At 62.0% G+C, this 15870-nt stretch carries 14 protein-coding genes and 1 tRNA gene; 5 read left to right on the top strand and 10 right to left on the bottom strand.

Going from position 1 to position 15870, the window contains the following annotated elements; genetic code table 11:
• Positions 1-111: 111 nt before the first annotated feature.
• Positions 112-1152, bottom strand: a complete 1041-nt coding sequence (locus AAHK20_RS02060; RefSeq protein ID WP_498063322.1) for a microcin C ABC transporter permease YejB — start codon at positions 1150-1152, stop codon at positions 112-114.
• 75 nt (positions 1153-1227) lie between these two features.
• Positions 1228-3180 (bottom strand): extracellular solute-binding protein, encoded by a 1953-nt coding sequence (locus AAHK20_RS02050; protein ID WP_449179758.1) that lies wholly within the window; start codon positions 3178-3180, stop codon positions 1228-1230.
• 122 nt (positions 3181-3302) lie between these two features.
• Here AAHK20_RS02050 and fabI point away from each other — a divergent pair, with 122 nt between their 5' ends.
• Positions 3303-4094 (top strand): enoyl-ACP reductase FabI, encoded by a 792-nt coding sequence (gene fabI / locus AAHK20_RS02045; protein WP_449179757.1) that lies wholly within the window; start codon positions 3303-3305, stop codon positions 4092-4094.
• Positions 4095-4207: 113 nt separating this feature from the next.
• Here fabI and AAHK20_RS02040 read toward each other — a convergent pair whose 3' ends face one another.
• The 7 genes from AAHK20_RS02040 to cysS form a co-directional block, all read right to left on the bottom strand.
• Positions 4208-4576 carry a hypothetical protein gene (locus AAHK20_RS02040; RefSeq protein ID WP_449179756.1) on the bottom strand — a complete coding sequence of 123 codons (369 nt, stop codon included), beginning with the start codon at positions 4574-4576 and terminating at the stop codon, positions 4208-4210.
• Positions 4577-4965: 389 nt separating this feature from the next.
• A tRNA-Ser gene (locus AAHK20_RS02035) sits at positions 4966-5059 on the bottom strand.
• Positions 5060-5220: 161 nt separating this feature from the next.
• Positions 5221-6471, bottom strand: a complete 1251-nt coding sequence (locus AAHK20_RS02030) for an aspartate kinase (protein WP_449179755.1) — start codon at positions 6469-6471, stop codon at positions 5221-5223.
• Positions 6472-6837: 366 nt separating this feature from the next.
• Positions 6838-8259, bottom strand: coding sequence for a tRNA lysidine(34) synthetase TilS (gene tilS / locus AAHK20_RS02025; RefSeq protein WP_449179754.1), 1422 nt, complete (start codon positions 8257-8259; stop codon positions 6838-6840).
• Between the two features lie 48 nt (positions 8260-8307).
• Positions 8308-9279, bottom strand: a complete 972-nt coding sequence (locus tag AAHK20_RS02020; protein ID WP_449179753.1) for an acetyl-CoA carboxylase carboxyltransferase subunit alpha — start codon at positions 9277-9279, stop codon at positions 8308-8310.
• A gap of 118 nt (positions 9280-9397) precedes the next feature.
• Positions 9398-10384 carry a DNA-3-methyladenine glycosylase family protein gene (locus tag AAHK20_RS02015; protein WP_449179752.1) on the bottom strand — a complete coding sequence of 329 codons (987 nt, stop codon included), beginning with the start codon at positions 10382-10384 and terminating at the stop codon, positions 9398-9400.
• A 47-nt stretch (positions 10385-10431) separates the two neighbouring features.
• Positions 10432-11829 carry a cysteine--tRNA ligase gene (cysS, locus tag AAHK20_RS02010; protein ID WP_449179751.1) on the bottom strand — a complete coding sequence of 466 codons (1398 nt, stop codon included), beginning with the start codon at positions 11827-11829 and terminating at the stop codon, positions 10432-10434.
• Positions 11830-12068: 239 nt separating this feature from the next.
• Between cysS and AAHK20_RS02005 the strand changes: the two genes are divergently transcribed.
• The 4 genes from AAHK20_RS02005 to AAHK20_RS01990 all read left to right on the top strand — a co-directional run bounded on the left by AAHK20_RS02005 (position 12069) and on the right by AAHK20_RS01990 (position 14851).
• A complete protein-coding gene (locus AAHK20_RS02005) occupies positions 12069-12779 on the top strand; it encodes a tetratricopeptide repeat protein (RefSeq protein WP_449179750.1) in 711 nt (236 codons plus the stop codon).
• Positions 12780-12821: 42 nt separating this feature from the next.
• Positions 12822-13403 carry a peptidylprolyl isomerase gene (locus tag AAHK20_RS02000; RefSeq protein ID WP_449179749.1) on the top strand — a complete coding sequence of 194 codons (582 nt, stop codon included), beginning with the start codon at positions 12822-12824 and terminating at the stop codon, positions 13401-13403.
• Between the two features lie 111 nt (positions 13404-13514).
• Positions 13515-14009 (top strand): peptidylprolyl isomerase, encoded by a 495-nt coding sequence (locus AAHK20_RS01995; RefSeq protein ID WP_449179748.1) that lies wholly within the window; start codon positions 13515-13517, stop codon positions 14007-14009.
• A gap of 74 nt (positions 14010-14083) precedes the next feature.
• Positions 14084-14851 (top strand): UDP-2,3-diacylglucosamine diphosphatase, encoded by a 768-nt coding sequence (locus AAHK20_RS01990; protein WP_449180045.1) that lies wholly within the window; start codon positions 14084-14086, stop codon positions 14849-14851.
• A gap of 6 nt (positions 14852-14857) precedes the next feature.
• Here the strand turns inward: AAHK20_RS01990 and cysE are convergent, their stop codons facing one another.
• Positions 14858-15625 (bottom strand): serine O-acetyltransferase, encoded by a 768-nt coding sequence (gene cysE, locus AAHK20_RS01985; RefSeq protein ID WP_449179747.1) that lies wholly within the window; start codon positions 15623-15625, stop codon positions 14858-14860.
• Between the last annotated feature and the right edge of the window lie 245 nt (positions 15626-15870).

Genomic DNA, 15870 nt, shown 5'->3' with positions numbered 1-15870 from the left:
CCAAGCGTACCGACCGCCCCCATGGGGGGAGCGTTGCATGGGACCGGAGTAAGCGCTAAAGCGCCAACTCCCGTCGACAGCGAACGTAGTGAGCGTGGGGGTTGTTTCATCTTAACGCTCCAATTGTTCAAACTGAATTCGCGGATCGACCCAGACATAGCAGAGATCGGAGATGAGCTTCGTCGCGAGCCCGATCAGCGTGAAGAGATAGAGTGTGCCGAGCACGACCGGATAGTCGCGCCGCACGACTGATTCATACGACAGCAAGCCAAGACCATCGAGAGAAAAAAGCGTTTCGATCAGGAGGCTTCCGGTGAAGAACGCGCCGATGAACGCGGCCGGAAAGCCGACGATCAGCGGCAGCATCGCATTGCGAAAGACATGCTTCCAGAGCACGCGGCGCTCGGCGAGACCCTTCGCGCGCGCAGTCAGCACGTACTGCTTGTGGACCTCGTCGAGGAACGCATTCTTCGTGAGCATCGTGACCACCGCAAAGCTGCCGACGACCGACGCCGTGATCGGCAATGTGATGTGCCATAGATAGTCGACGATCTTGCCGCCCCAACTGAGCTGCGCGAAGTTATCGGACGTGAGGCCGCGCAACGGGAATAGCTGCAGGAACGAGCCGCCGCCGAACAGCACCAGCAGAAGCACGCCAAGCACGAACCCCGGAATCGCATAACCGATGAGCACGATGAGGCTCGACACAATATCGAACGACGAGCCGCTGCGCACGGCTTTGGCGATGCCGAGCGGCACCGATATCAGGTAGGTGAGAAAAAACGTCCATAGCCCGATGCTGATCGAAACGGGCAGCTTCGATACGATCAGCGACCAGACGCTCTGGTGATGGAAATAGCTTTGCCCGAGATCGAAGCGCGCAAAGCGCGAGAGCATCAGCCAGTAGCGTTCGAGCGGCGGTTTGTCGAAACCGTAGAGCGCTTTCAATTGCGCGATCTGCTGCGCGTCGACACCCGTGTGCGAGCGCAGCCCGAATGGCGCGTGCCCCTCAGCCTGCCCTTTACGCAACTCATACACCGCCTGCTCGACCGGTCCACCCGGCACGAACTGGATCACGGCGAACGTGATGGTCAAGACGCCGAGCAGCGTCGGGATCATCAGCAGCACACGTTTGAGAATGTAGCTCCACATGGACGGCCACCCTGAACAGGCAAAAAACGAACGATAACGTTAAGCAGGACTGGAAGTCCGAGAGACGCACCAATTTCAGTGCGCTTTGTCCGTCGACTCCGCGGTCGACGATTGCGCAAACCACCACGTCGAGATGATCCAGTCGTCCGCCTCATAGTACAGCGGCAAGGTCTTCGGGTACGCGAGCTCGCGCTTGTACGCGATCCGGTGCGTCGCGCTGTACCAATGCGGCACCACGTAGTAGCCATGCATGAGCACACGATCGAGCGCGCGAGCCGCATCGGTCAGTTGTTCGCGCGTCTGCGCATGGACGAGCTCGGAGAGGAGCTTGTCGACGGCCGGCGACTTGAGGCCCACCATGTTGTCCGAGCCTTGCTGGTCGGCTGACTTGCTGCCGAAGCGGCTGACCTGCTCCTGCCCAGGTATCGGCGTTCCCGGCCAGCGGATCGTCGTCATGTCGTAGTCGAACGCGTCGTAGCGCTTCTGGATCAGCGCGAAATCGACCGTGCGAAAGTTCGCCGTGATGCCGAGCTTCGCCAGGTTGCGGATGTATGCGGTCACGACTGGCTCCATGCCGCCGCCCGAGCCGCTGTCATCGAGAATCTCGAACGTGAAAGGCTGACCTTTGGCGTTTCGCAGCGCGCCGTTACGGTAGGTCCACCCGGCGTCCGCCAGCAGCGCGCGCGCCTTCAGCAAGTTCGCGCGCAACGAATTGGGCGGGTCCGTATCGGGCTGCACGGTCATCGGCCCGAACACGGCGGGATCCAGTTGCGCCCGCAACGGATCGAGCAGCGCGAGTTCCCCGGCGCTCGGCATGCCCTTCGCTTGCATGTCGCTATCGGCAAAGTAGCTGTCGACCCGCGTATAGCCGCCGAAGAACAGTTGGCGATTCAGCCACTCAAAGTCAAACGCGAGATCGAGCGCTTCGCGCACGCGCACATCCTGAAAGAGCGGCCGGCGCAGATTCATAAAGAAGCCCTGCATGCCTGCCCCGTTGTGCTGCCGGAATTCGCGCTTGATCAGCTCGCCGTTGTCGAAACGCTTACCGACATCGCGCCGCACCCAGTTGCGCGCAATGTATTCCACCAGCGCGTCATACTCGCCCGCCTTGAACGCCTCGAGCCGCGCCGTGGCATCGGAGTAGAGCTTGTAGGTGATGCGTTCGAAATTGTTGGTGCCGACGCGCACCGGCAGCGACGCCCCCCAGTACGACGGATCGCGCTTATAGGTGATCGTGCGCCCGTTGGCGTAGCTTTCGATCACGTATGGCCCGCTGCCGATCGGCTGTTGAAACGCGAGCTGATCGAACGCAATGCGCGTGCCATCGGCCTTCAAACCCCACTTGTGCGAGAACACTGGCATGCCGCCTGCGAGCAGCGGCAATTCACGATTGGGCTGGCGGAACTCGAAGCGGATGGTCGCGGGATCGACGACCATCGCGCGCTTGATGTCCGCGAAGAAAGCCGAGTATTGCGGCGCGGCTTGTGGGCTCGTCAGCGTATCGAATGAGTATTTGACGTCGTCCGCGGTAACCGCGTCGCCGTTTGAAAAACGCGCGCGCGGATTGATGTGGAATGTCACCGACATGCGGTCGGGCGCGATGCGGATGTCGTCGGCGAGCAGGCCGTAGGCGGACGCAACTTCATCGGAGCTGCCGGTCGTCAGGCTCTCGAACAGCATGCCGATGCCGGGCGCCGGATTGCCGCGCATCGTGAACGGATTGAATTTGTCGAAGCTCGTGAGGCGGTTCGGGTTCGCGAGCACCAGCGTGCCGCCTTTGGGCGCGCCCGGATTCACGTAGTCGAAATGCTTGAAGTCCGGCGAATACTTCGGCTCGCCGTATTGCGCGATCGCATAAACAGCGTGCGCCTCATGCGGCGCGATAAGCCAGAACGACATGCACGCAGCGATCAGAAAACGCGCGGCGAGTGCTTGTCTGCGATGCGAAATGCTGTCGCGCAAACACGCGCCGATGAGGGCGTGCCATTGCACGCGTCGTGGAGAGGCCCCGCGCGAGCCAGTCGTCATATTGGTGTATTGGTCAGTTGGCGATTGCAATATGAGAGAATTCTAACCAAAATCCCGCACCGGCCGGCCGGACGCGAACTTTCGAGCGACGGCACGGCGCGCAGACTTCATTAGGAGAATTCATGGGCTTTCTCGCTGGTAAACGCATTTTGCTGACAGGGCTGCTGTCGAACCGTTCGATCGCTTACGGCATCGCGCAGGCTTGCAAACGGGAAGGCGCCGAGTTGGCGTTCACGTACGTCGGCGAGCGCTTTAAGGACCGCATCACCGAATTCGCAGCCGAATTTGGCAGCAACCTCGTGTTCCCGTGCGATGTCGCCGACGATGCGCAAATCGACGCACTCTTCGCGTCGCTCAAGGACCACTGGCCGACCCTCGACGGCCTCGTCCACTCGATCGGCTTCGCGCCGCGCGAAGCGATCGCCGGCGACTTCCTCGACGGGATGACGCGCGAGAACTTCCGCATCGCTCACGACATTTCCGCGTACAGCTTCCCCGCACTCGCGAAAGCGGCACTGCCGATGCTGTCGGACAATGCGGCGCTGCTCACCCTCTCCTACCTCGGCGCCGAAAAGGCGATTCCGAACTACAACACGATGGGCGTGGCGAAAGCCGCACTCGAAGCGAGCGTGCGTTACCTCGCCGTTTCGCTCGGCAAGAAAGGCATTCGCGTGAACGGCATCTCGGCGGGCCCGATCAAGACGCTCGCGGCGAGCGGCATCAAGGGCTTCGGCAAGATCCTCGACTTCGTCGAAGAGAACGCGCCGCTCAAGCGCAACGTGACGATCGAACAAGTCGGCAACTCGGCCGCATTCCTGCTGTCGGATCTGGCGAGCGGCGTGACGGCCGAGATCATGCACGTCGACAGCGGCTTTAGCGCGGTGGTCGGCGGGATGGCCGCAGCCGGAGAATAACCGCCGAATCCCCGGCGGCGCCTGCAGCATTCGCGTCGGCACCAATAAAAAACCGCCCTTTTTTGGGCGGTTTTTTTATGCGTCACGCGGGCTAGACCAGCACCGCATCAATCTCAATGCCAGCCGTGGCCACGGTCGCCATGCCAGTCGTCGCCATGACCGCCATGCCAGCCGTAGCCAGGACCGCCATGATGGCGATACCAGTCATCGCGACCCCAATAGCGACGACCATCCCAGTAGCGGTCGCCATGCCAGCCGATCACGATTGACGGGCCGCCGTAGACCGGCGCGGCATATACCGGAGCCGGCGCATAGACGACAGGCGGCGGCGGGGGCGGCGGCGCGTAGACCGGCGCGGGCGCCACATACACAGGTGCCGGGATGCCGATATTAACCCCGACGCTCACGCCTGCCATCGCCGCACTGGATGCGCCGATCGCCAAAACCCCGATAAGAAGTGGAAGAATGCGTGCGGATTTCATGAACTCACCTTTTGTACGAAATGTGGTGTTGCTGAGTGCAATATAGCGTACCGACCCAAGCCGGCGTATTTCAAACTTGTAACTACTGATGCACAAGATCGCCGCAGCCGATTGGCGTTACGTTTCGTTACACGGTGTGGTATTCAAACAAATGTGATTTGCCCGAGGCAGGCTGGACATGAAAAAGATACCGCCGACGAGCCTCTTGCGCACGCCTTTCCATTTCTTCGATTGAGAAGGGACTTAATTGGCGGTCCGAATTAAATTCGCAATTTCGATCGCCACGCGGCAATTCGCCGCGTGGCGAATCGAATGCGAAAACAAAATCCCCACTTCAAAAAAATAAAACCCCGTAGAACCGCAGCTCTACGGGGTTTCACCGCCATTGCTGGCGGAGACGGAGGGATTCGAACCCTCGATCCAGGTTTTGGCCCAGATGCTCCCTTAGCAGGGGAGTGCCTTCGACCTCTCGGCCACGTCTCCCAAACCTTCGCTCGCGCCAGGGAGGCAGCGCGACGAAGCCAAGATAATAGCGGGTTCGCGAGCGAAGGTCAAACTTATGACGCAATTTTCTCGCCAGGTTTGACGATTCGCATCGCGGGTGTTGCGCACAATAGGCACACCCCGCACCTACCTCATTTTTGTTACGCCTGATCGAGCTCGAATGCCTTGTGCAGCGCGCGCACGGCGAGCTCCATGTACTTCTCGTCGATCAACACTGAGATTTTGATTTCGGAGGTCGAGATCATCTGGATGTTGATGCCCTCTTCCGACAGCGTGCGGAACATCGTGCTCGCAATGCCCACGTGCGAGCGCATACCGACGCCTACCACCGACACCTTCGACACCTTCGGATCGCCCAGCACCTGTTCGGCGCTCACGTGACCCTTCACTTGATTGACGAGAATGTCCATCGCGCGCTGATAGTCGCCGCGGCCGACCGTGAACGTGAAGTCGGTTTTGCCTTGCACGCTCTGATTCTGGATGATCATGTCGACGTCGATGTTCGCATCCGCCACCGGGCCGAGAATCTGATACGCGATGCCCGGCTTGTCGGGCACGCCCATCACTGCGATACGGGCTTCATCGCGCTGGAACGCGATACCGGAGATGACTGCTTTTTCCATGGTCTCGTCTTCTTCAAAAGTGATCAGGGTGCCCGACTTCATTTCGATTTCGAGCGGGATCTGCGGATCGGTCAGGCTCGACAGCACGCGCGTCTTCACCTGATATTTGCCGGCGAACTCCACCGAGCGGATCTGCAAGACCTTCGAACCCAGGCTTGCCATTTCCAACATTTCTTCGAACGTGACGCGATCGAGCCGGCGCGCGCTGTCGACAACGCGCGGGTCAGTCGTGTAGACGCCGTCGACGTCGGTATAGATCAGGCATTCTTCCGCTTTCAAAGCTGCCGCGACCGCGACCGCCGAGGTATCGGAACCGCCGCGGCCGAGCGTCGTGATGTGGCCTTCGGGATCGACACCCTGGAAGCCCGTGATCACCACCACTTTGCCGTCGTTGAGATCGCGCTTCACGCGCTCGTCATCGATCGTGTGAATGCGCGCTTTCGTGAAAGAACTGTCGGTTTTGATCGGGACCTGCCAGCCGGCGTAGCTCACGGCTTCGACGCCGAGTTCCTGCAACGCGATCGACAGCAGGCCGACGCTGACCTGCTCGCCGGTAGCGGCGATCATGTCGAGTTCGCGCGGGCTCGGCTGGCTCGTGATCTCTTTCGCAAGACCGAGGAGACGATTGGTTTCGCCGGACATCGCCGACGGCACGACGACCATCTGGTGGCCGGCTTGGTGCCATTTGACGACGCGCTTGGCGACGTTCTTGATGCGCTCGACCGAGCCCATCGAGGTGCCGCCGTATTTGTGTACGATGAGTGCCATTGTCGTTCTGAACTGGAAATGTGACCGCGCCGCTTGACGTGCTCGATGTGCTGAATGGGCTCAACGGACCGCAAGACTGCCGTTCGGTCACACGCCTTGTGAGCTTAGGACGACGACGAAGGGTGGCGGCGAAGGCATGCACGAGTTGCCTCTGGGCATGCGCGGGTTTGCTCGTTAAATAGACGCAAGAGACCGCAAAGTGGCGCAAAACACGCAAAAAAATATGCACCAGCGGTAGCAAAAGCGGGTCGAGCAAACGATTGAGCGTACTCGATCGACGCCAAAAAGACAAGCCAGACGCGGCTGAAAAACGCCCTCAGAGGCTTGTGCGCAAAGGATGTGCGCGAATTCGAGGGATATTGGCGGTCAAGCGATCAACAAATCGGGGCGCCATTCGATGCGCCGGCAGGGCTGCCCCGTCCGTCGCGGCAGTTGGTCGCGCAACGCGTCGCGGTTCACGCCGATCAGCGGCACGAAAAGGAGCTGATCGCCGCAATAGACAAGCGGCACGTCCCGCTTCCACGCCGGCACGCCGAGTTCCTGGAACAGATTCTTCAGCGTGCGCGTCGGGCCGTGCGGCGCGACGCGCATGCGCTCGCCACCCACGCGCGAGCGGGCCGACAACGGCGCGTGCGCAAGCAGCGCCTCGGGGACAGCTTCAGGGTCGTCGTCTGCTGCCCGCACAAAGACAAGTGAGCCGCGCCAAAGCGGCAAACGCCAGACCTCGTCGCCGCGCCAGTTCAGCTCGCTTGGCGTTCTGACCTCGATCGCGGCTTCGTGCGCCGGATCGGCGCTGTCCCCTGCTTCCCAATAAATTTGATCGCGATACAAACGCAAGCATTGCCCGGCGTGATCGACACGCAAGCGATGATCGTCGCGTGCATCGCGCAATTGGCGCAATGCGTCGGTGAGGCGGCCGCTCGAGGCAGCCGGCAAACCGAGCGTGCGCATCCAAAAGCGGATCACGTTCAGCGCGCGCTCATCATCCAGAACGAGCAGCGCAGCGCGCGACAAGGCGCGGCGCTCGTCGCACGACACCGTTTGCATATCGAGTTCGGCGAGGTCGTCGAGCAGGCGCTGCGCGCTCGCCGCATGCCGCGCCGCCCGCGCGAGCGCGTCGCGAAAACCGGGGAAATGCACCGCGAGCGCCGGGATCACCTCATGGCGCAGTGCATTGCGCGCATAGCGGGTATCGGCATTCGATTCGTCGTCGATCCAGCGCAAGTCGTGCGTCTGCGCATAGGTCTCGAGCTGGCCTCTGAGCAGATAGAGCAGCGGCCGCACGCGCGGCACCGCCGACGCCCCCTCGACGCGCTGCGGCGCCATCGCCGCCAGCCCGGCAACGCCCGCGCCGCGCAGCAATTGCAGCAGCACGGTCTCGGCTTGATCGTCAGCGTGTTGAGCGAGCCACAGCGCAGCGGCGCCATGACGCGCGCACATCGCATCGAGCGCGCGATAGCGCGCGTTGCGCGCCATCGCCTCGACGCTCTCGCCCGACCTGCGCATCACTTCGACGTACTGTGCCTCGAAGCCCACGCCATAGGCACGCGCCGTCGCCTCGCAATGCGCAAGCCATTGATCTGCGTTCGGGCTAAGACCGTGGTGAACATGCAGCGCGACACAGCGCGCCGCCCCAGCTACGCGCACGGCGGCGTCGAGCAGCACCGTCGAATCGAGGCCCCCGCTGTACGCAAGCGCAATGCGAGCATCATCGGGAAGCCCCGAAAGCGCACTGCCGATCGCATCGAAAACGATGCGATCGGCAGTGGATTCAGCGGAGGAAGTCACGGCTGCAAGGCGCGTAGCGCCCCTGTGAGAACGAGCCGCACGTGCGCGTCATGCGCCCGGCGTCGTTTCCTTGAATTTGCCGTACGCCATCAGACGTTCGAAACGGCGCTCACGCAGCTCTTGCGTGCTCATGCCCTGGAACTGGCGCAGCGTGTCGGCGAGCGCGCGGCGCAGCAGCGCAGCCATGCCCTTCGGATCGCGATGCGCGCCACCGAGCGGCTCGTTGACGATCTTGTCGATGAGGCCGAGCGCTTTCAGACGATGCGCGGTCAAGCCCAACGCCTCGGCAGCCTCCGGCGCCTTGGCCGCGCTCTTCCACAGAATCGACGCGCAGCCCTCCGGCGAAATCACCGAGTAGGTCGAGAACTGCAGCATCAACACGCTATCGGCAACCGCGATCGCCAACGCGCCGCCCGAACCGCCTTCGCCGATCACGGTCGCGATGATCGGCGTCTTCAACTCGGCCATCACGTACAAATTGCGGCCGATCGCTTCCGATTGCCCACGCTCTTCGGCACCGATGCCCGGATACGCACCCGGCGTATCGATGAACGTGAAAATCGGCAACCCGAACTTCTCGGCAAGACGCATGAGACGCTCGGCCTTCCGATAGCCTTCCGGACGCGGCATACCGAAGTTGCGAGCCGCGCGTTCCTTCGTATCGCGCCCCTTCTGCTGGCCGATCACCATGCACGGTTGACCGTTGAAACGCGCGAGACCGCCGACGATCGACAAATCGTCCGCATACGAACGGTCGCCGTGCAGCTCATGAAAATCGGTGAACAGCTCGTTGACGTAATCGAGCGTATAGGGACGCTGCGGGTGACGCGCGATTTGCGAAACCTGCCAGGGGCTCAGGTTCGCGTAGAGGTCCTTCGTGAGCTGCTGGCCTTTCTTGGACAGCCGCTCGATCTCTTCCGAAATATCGACAGCCGAATCGTCCTGCACGAAGCGCAACTCTTCAATCTTCGCTTCGAGTTCAGCGATGGGCTGTTCGAAATCCAGAAATGTCGTTTTCATTTGTTCGAATCCTTGGACTTGCCGGGCAGCGCGTATTCTAACCGCGCCCGACAAAGTCAAAATCAGATCGCAACTATCAATTATAAGATATCGATAGCCGATTCACGCACATCATTCGTCACTCGCCGTTCGCGAGCGGATCGAGGCTGCGCCACATATACCAGGTCGCGACAGTACGCCACGGTTCCCAATTGGCCGCGACTTCACGCGCTTCGCTGCGCGTAACCGGTTCGCCGCTGAAATAGTTGACGCTGATCGCACGAATGAGGCCGAGGTCGTCGAGTGGCAACACATCGGGCCGTGACAGGTTGAAGATCAGGAACATCTCCGCCGTCCAACGACCGATGCCGCGAATTTGCGTCAGCTCGGCAATGACCGCCTCGTCCTCCATCGACATCCACTTGTCGACGTGCAGCGCACCTGACACGAAGTGCTGCGCGAGATCGAGAATGTATTCGGACTTGCGCTTCGAAAGACCGCACGCAACGAGTTTTTCCTGGCCGAGCTTGATGAACTGCTGCGGAGCGAGCTTCGGGCACACTGCTTCGATGCGCTCCCACACGGCTTGCGCCGCCTGGACCGAGATCTGCTGCCCCACCACCGACCGCGCGAGCGTGACGAACGGATCGCCGCCGTTGATGAGGTGCACCGGCCCGAACTTCGGGATCAGCTTCTTGAGGATGCGATCGCGCTTGACGAGGTCTGCGCACGCGCCGTCCCAGTACGGCGGCCGTGTGACAGCCGGAGTCATGCCGCTGATCTGCACCGGGACGGCCGCTTCCGTCGACGAACCCGCGCGCGTCTTGCGCACGATCTCGCCGTCCCGTGCGAACTCTTGAACCTCTGCAGCCCCTGCCGAACCATTGGGTTTGCCCGCTTTCCGTTTTGACGGGCGAGCCGGCTTCGCCGCATGACCGGCGCTGCCATTGAGCAAACGTTTGGCGGCTGCTTTTTTTGCCGCAGCACTTTTTAGGGGAAGCACCTGACCGCCGTCGTCCGGCGATGCCTTCGACACGCCCGCCTTGCGCGCGCGTGCCGTCTTTACTGCTGCCGCGGATTTTTGCGGCGCCGCCGTTTTAGCCGGCGCCTTCCTGGCCGTTGCCATCTTGCCTCCTGCCTGGCGAGTCGATCAGAGGGATTTCCGATGCGCGCTCATACGCGGCGCCACTCGGTCAACCCGCCCGGTTTGTCTTCAAGCGCAATTCCGGCTTCGAGCAATTCATTGCGAATCCGGTCTGCTTCGGCATAGTTCTTCCCTTGCTTCGCAGCGACGCGCGCAGCGATCTGCGCTTCGATCGCGGCGACATCGAGCGACGCTTCGTTCGCGCTGCCACCCGCCTGCTGCAAGAACACGCGCGGATCGCGGCCGAGCAGGCCGACGACCTGCGCAAGCCCCTTGAGCTGACGCGCAAGCGCAGCGTCGCGCGTGCGATTCACCTCACCCGCCAATTCGAACAGCACCGCCACCGCGACCGGCGTATTGAAGTCGTCGTTCATCGCCGCGCGGAATCGCGTCGCATGCGCTTCGTTCCAGTCGAGCGCCAGGCCGTCGGGGCTTGCCTCTTTCAACGCGACATACAAGCGCGTAAGCGCCGCGCGCGCGTCGTCGAGGTGCACATCGCTATAGTTGAGCGGCGAACGATAATGCGCACGCGCAATGAAGAAACGCACGACTTCCGCATCATATTTCGCGAGCACGTCACGGATCGTGAAGAAGTTGCCGAGCGATTTCGACATCTTTTCATTGTCGATCTGAACGAAGCCGTTGTGCATCCAATAACTGACGAAGGTTTGATTTGTCGCGCCTTCGCTTTGCGCGATTTCATTCTCGTGGTGCGGAAACTGCAGGTCCTGGCCGCCGCCGTGCAAGTCGAAGTGTTCGCCAAGCAGCGTGCAGCTCATCGCCGAGCATTCGATATGCCACCCAGGACGGCCGCGCCCGTACGGCGATTCCCAGATCGTATCGGCCGGCTCGTCGGGCTTCGCGCTTTTCCACAGCACGAAATCGAGCGGATCTTCCTTGGCGTCGTTCGCCGCCACTCGCTCGCCCGCGCGCAAATCTTCGAGCGACTTGCCCGACAGCTTGCCGTAGTTCGCGAACTTGCGCACTGCGTAATTGACATCGCCGTCTTTGGCTCGATACGCATAACCATTTGCTTCGAGCCGCTCGATCATGCCAAGCATCTGCGGGATGAAATCGGTTGCACGCGGCTCGATGTCGGGACGCTCGATGCCAAGCGCGTCCGCGTCTTCGTGCATCGCCGCGATGAAGCGGTCTGTCAGCGCCTTGATCGTCTCGCCGTTCTCGACGGCGCGGCGAATGATCTTATCGTCGACATCGGTGATGTTGCGCACGTAAGTGACTTGATAGCCGAGGGTGCGCAGCCACCGCTGCACGATGTCGAACACGACCATCACGCGCGCGTGGCCGACGTGGCAATAGTCGTACACCGTCATCCCGCAGACGTACATCCGCACCTCGCCCGCGCGGCGCGGAACGAATAGTTGCTTGTCACGCGCGAGCGTGTTGTAGATGCGCAGAGATTCCATAGAGACGATGCGTGGGCCGAGAGATATCCGCACTTGACGCCGCACGCCGCGCATTCGACACACATGACGAATGCGGTGCATGTGACAGAACCGGTGCGCGAACGTGAACGCTTGAAACTGCGATCAAGCTGCGATCGAGGCGGAGACGACCACGAGTGGCGATAGACAGTCTGCTGTTCGAGGAAACTAGCAGACGTTTTGTTAGAATGGGTCGGAGTATAACATCCCGACTTGAGCCTATGAAACCTTCCAGCGGCCGCGCGCCCCGCGCTGCGACCCTCGCCGCGGCCATGCTGTGCGGCGTTGTACTGACCGCGCTGCCGGGCGTCGCCGCCCACGCACAACAAGTGTCGACGGCGGTCGCCGACGGCACGCCGCAGATCGACGCGTCGATCGCCAGCCAGAACTGGAACGCGGCGCTTTCCCAACTCGACGCACGCATCAAGACGAACCCGCGCGACGCCCAGGCGAAGTTCAAGCGCGGCGCCGTGCTCGCCCATCTGAATCGCGACGACGAAGCGATCCAGCAATTCGTCGAGCTGACGCAGACCTATCCGGAGCTGCCCGAGCCCTACAACAACCTGGCTGCGCTCTACGCAAAAGAAGGCCGCTACGACGAGGCGCGCGCCGCGCTCGAAACCGCTGTCAAGACCAACCCGAGCTACGGCCTCGCGTACGAAAATCTGGGCGACCTGTACCTGCGGCTTGCAGCAGAGTCTTACAAGCGCGCTCAGTCGCTCGGTCATGCAAGCGGCGCGACCGCGCAGCGCCTTGCCGACCTCCAGAAAGTGATCTCGCCGCCCGCCTCGAGCAAGAAGACCGCGAAAGCGGCCGTGCCGGCTTCGGCTCCCATGCCGAATTTCCCGGTCATCTCCTTGCCGACGTTCCAGTACGGCGCCGGCTCGAACGGTTCGCTGGCCATGCCTCCGTACGTCGCGCCGTCGCAGTAAGCGGTGCACGCGGCTCCCCTTTTCTCCACTCCGAGGAATTTCATGAAAAGTTTGTTGTTGGCGCTCGGCAGCGCCGCTTTGATCGCGAACGCCCCCGCCTTTGCGCAAACGGCCGCCCCCGCCGCGCACCCCACCGTACTCATCAAGACGACGGACGGCGACATCCGCGTCGAGCTGTACCCCGAGAAAGCGCCGAAGACGGTCGCCAACTTCCTCGACTACGTGAAATCCGGGCAATACAGCGGCACGATCTTCCACCGCGTGATTCCGGGCTTCATGATCCAGGGTGGCGGCTTCACGGCGAGCTACGTCGAGAAGCCGACGCGCGCGCCGATTCCGCTCGAAAGCAAGAATGGCCTGAAGAACGCGGTCGGTACGATCGCGATGGCGCGCACGAGCGACCCGAATTCGGCCACTGCGCAGTTCTTCATCAATACCGTCGACAACGCCGGCCTCGACTATCCGAATCCGGACGGCAACGGCTACGCGGTGTTCGGCAAGGTGGTCTCCGGCATGGATGTCGTCAAGAAGATCGAAGGCACGCCGACCACGACGCGCGGCCCGATGGCCGACGTTCCGCAAACCCCGATCGTGATCGAATCGGCCAGCGTCGTTTCGAAATAAATCACGCGTAGACGACAATTCGCGCAATCGGCGGGAACGCGCTAACTTAGTGAAATATGGCGTAGTTCGCGCGGCCCCGCCCGCTCCCTCCCTCTACTCAAGGATCGCATCATGGTCGAACTCCATACGAACCACGGCATCATCAAGCTCGAACTGGACGCTGAAAAAGCGCCGAAATCGGTCGAGAACTTCCTGAACTATGTGAAAGCCGGCCACTACGACAACACGGTGTTTCACCGCGTGATCGACGGCTTCATGATTCAAGGCGGCGGCTTCGAGCCGGGCATGAAGCAAAAGGCGACCGAAGCGCCGATCGACAACGAAGCCAACAACGGTCTGAAGAACGTGAAGGGCTCGATTGCCATGGCGCGCACCAACGACCCGCATTCGGCTACGGCGCAATTCTTCATCAATGTGAACGACAACGACTTCCTGAACCACTCGTCGCCGACGCCGCAAGGCTGGGGCTACGCGGTGTTCGGCAAGGTTGTCGATGGGCTCGACGTCGTCGAAAAGATCAAGAAGGTGAAAACGGGCTCGAAGGGCTTCCACCAGGACGTGCCCGTTGACGATGTCGTGATCGAAAAGGCCGTTATCGTCGACTGAGATTGAGCACCACTCTCGTACGGGAGAAAAGCGTTGCTGGGCGGCAGGATACGCCACACAGCGTCGCGGCGGGCGTGCCGGGCGAAGTCGGTCACACCCGCCCGCACGCGCCGCGCCCGCTCCTCTTTATCTCCGATCTGCACTTAAGCGAGGCGATCCCGCGCACGGTCGCCGCGTTCGAGCACTTCGTGCGCGTAACGGCTGACAACGCCGATTCTGTCTTCATTCTCGGCGATCTGTTCGAATATTGGATCGGCGACGACATGCTCGCCGCCGATCCTTTCGCGGCAAGCATGGCGGCGCTGATGCACACGCTGTCCGAGCGCGGCGTCGCGCTCTACATCATGCATGGCAATCGCGATTTTCTGCTTGGCAAGCGCTTTATGAAAGCAGCCGGTGCGATCTGGCTGCCCGATCCGTTCGTGATGACCGCGTTCGGCGCGCGCATCGTGCTCGCACACGGCGACGCGCTTTGCACCTCGGACCGGAAATATCAGACGTTTCGCCGCTTCGCACGCAGCCGCGCCGCGCAGTTGCTCTTTCTCGCGTGGCCATTCAAATGGCGGCGCGCGCTCGCCGAACGGATGCGCAGCGCGAGCGAGGACGGCCGCACGAGGCCGGTTTCGCCGCTCTACGACGTCACGAGTGAAGGGGTGGAAATGCTCTTCAAGGCAAGCGGAACGACGACCATGATTCACGGCCACACGCACCGGCCCGCACGCCACCAGGAGCATGGAGGCACGCGCTGGGTCCTGCCCGACTGGGATCTCGACCACGGTAAGCGGCGCGGCGGCTACCTTCGAATCGACGCCGAAGGCATTCGAGCGTTTCCGCTCGACTGACTCAGGTCACTGCTCGACCGTTTTTCCTTCGATCGCCGCGGACAGGCGCCGCAAATCCATCAGCGCCGCGTCCGCGCCCTGCAAGGCCTCGAGACGCGCGCCGAGCCGTTCGAGCGCGGCGACGATTTCGTCGACCCGCTGCGCCTCCTTCGCCGCGTGATCGATCAGGCCGTGCAAAGCCAGCGACACAGGATCGTCCGCATTCGGCGTGATGCCGTACGCGCAGAACGCGGCGCTCTGTGGCGCGCGCTTGGTATCAGCGGGCATCACGACGCGCGCCGGATTGCCGACCGCCGTGCCACCTGCCGGCACCGGCTTCACGACGACCGCGTTCGAGCCGATTTTCGCTTCGGCGCCGATCGTGAAGCCGCCCAGAACTTTGGCGCCGGCGCCGACGATCACACCGCGCTCGAGCGTCGGATGACGCTTGGCGCCGCGCGTGAGCGACGTGCCGCCGAGCGTCACGCCTTGGTAGATCGTGCAGTCGTCACCGACTTCCGCCGTCTCGCCGATCACGACGCCCATTCCGTGATCGATGAACACGCGCCGGCCGATCGTCGCGCCGGGGTGGATCTCGATGCCGGTCAGGAAACGCGCGACCTGCGAAACGAAGCGTGCGAGCCAGCGGCGCTTACCGAGCCAGCATGCGTGTGCAAGGCGATGCAGCACCAGGGCGTGCAACCCCGGATAACACGTGAGCACTTCCCAGGCGCTGCGAGCGGCGGGATCGCGCTCGCGGATCGTGGCAATGTCTTCGCGAAGTCTCGTGAACATGATCGTGATCGTTGGGTGAAACGGTCGCAGGGTCGTGGCAAGCGACGGCGAAAGCACGGTATAGCAGATCTGCGGATTTGCTTATGACGAATGGGCCGATTGTAGGGCGAAGCCGCCGGATGTGCTGGACACCCGTTATCGCCACAATCCACGCGAGGGTATTCGTCGTAGCTCAAAGTCTGACGACGTGACGACCGTCGCACCCCGATTGCGCGCCACGCGCTCCATCCGGCGCCCCAAGCCCT

The organism is Trinickia camelliae, from assembly GCF_053525655.1.
Note: the sequence above shows the minus strand (reverse complement) of the source record. Positions and strands in the feature narration are given on the sequence as shown.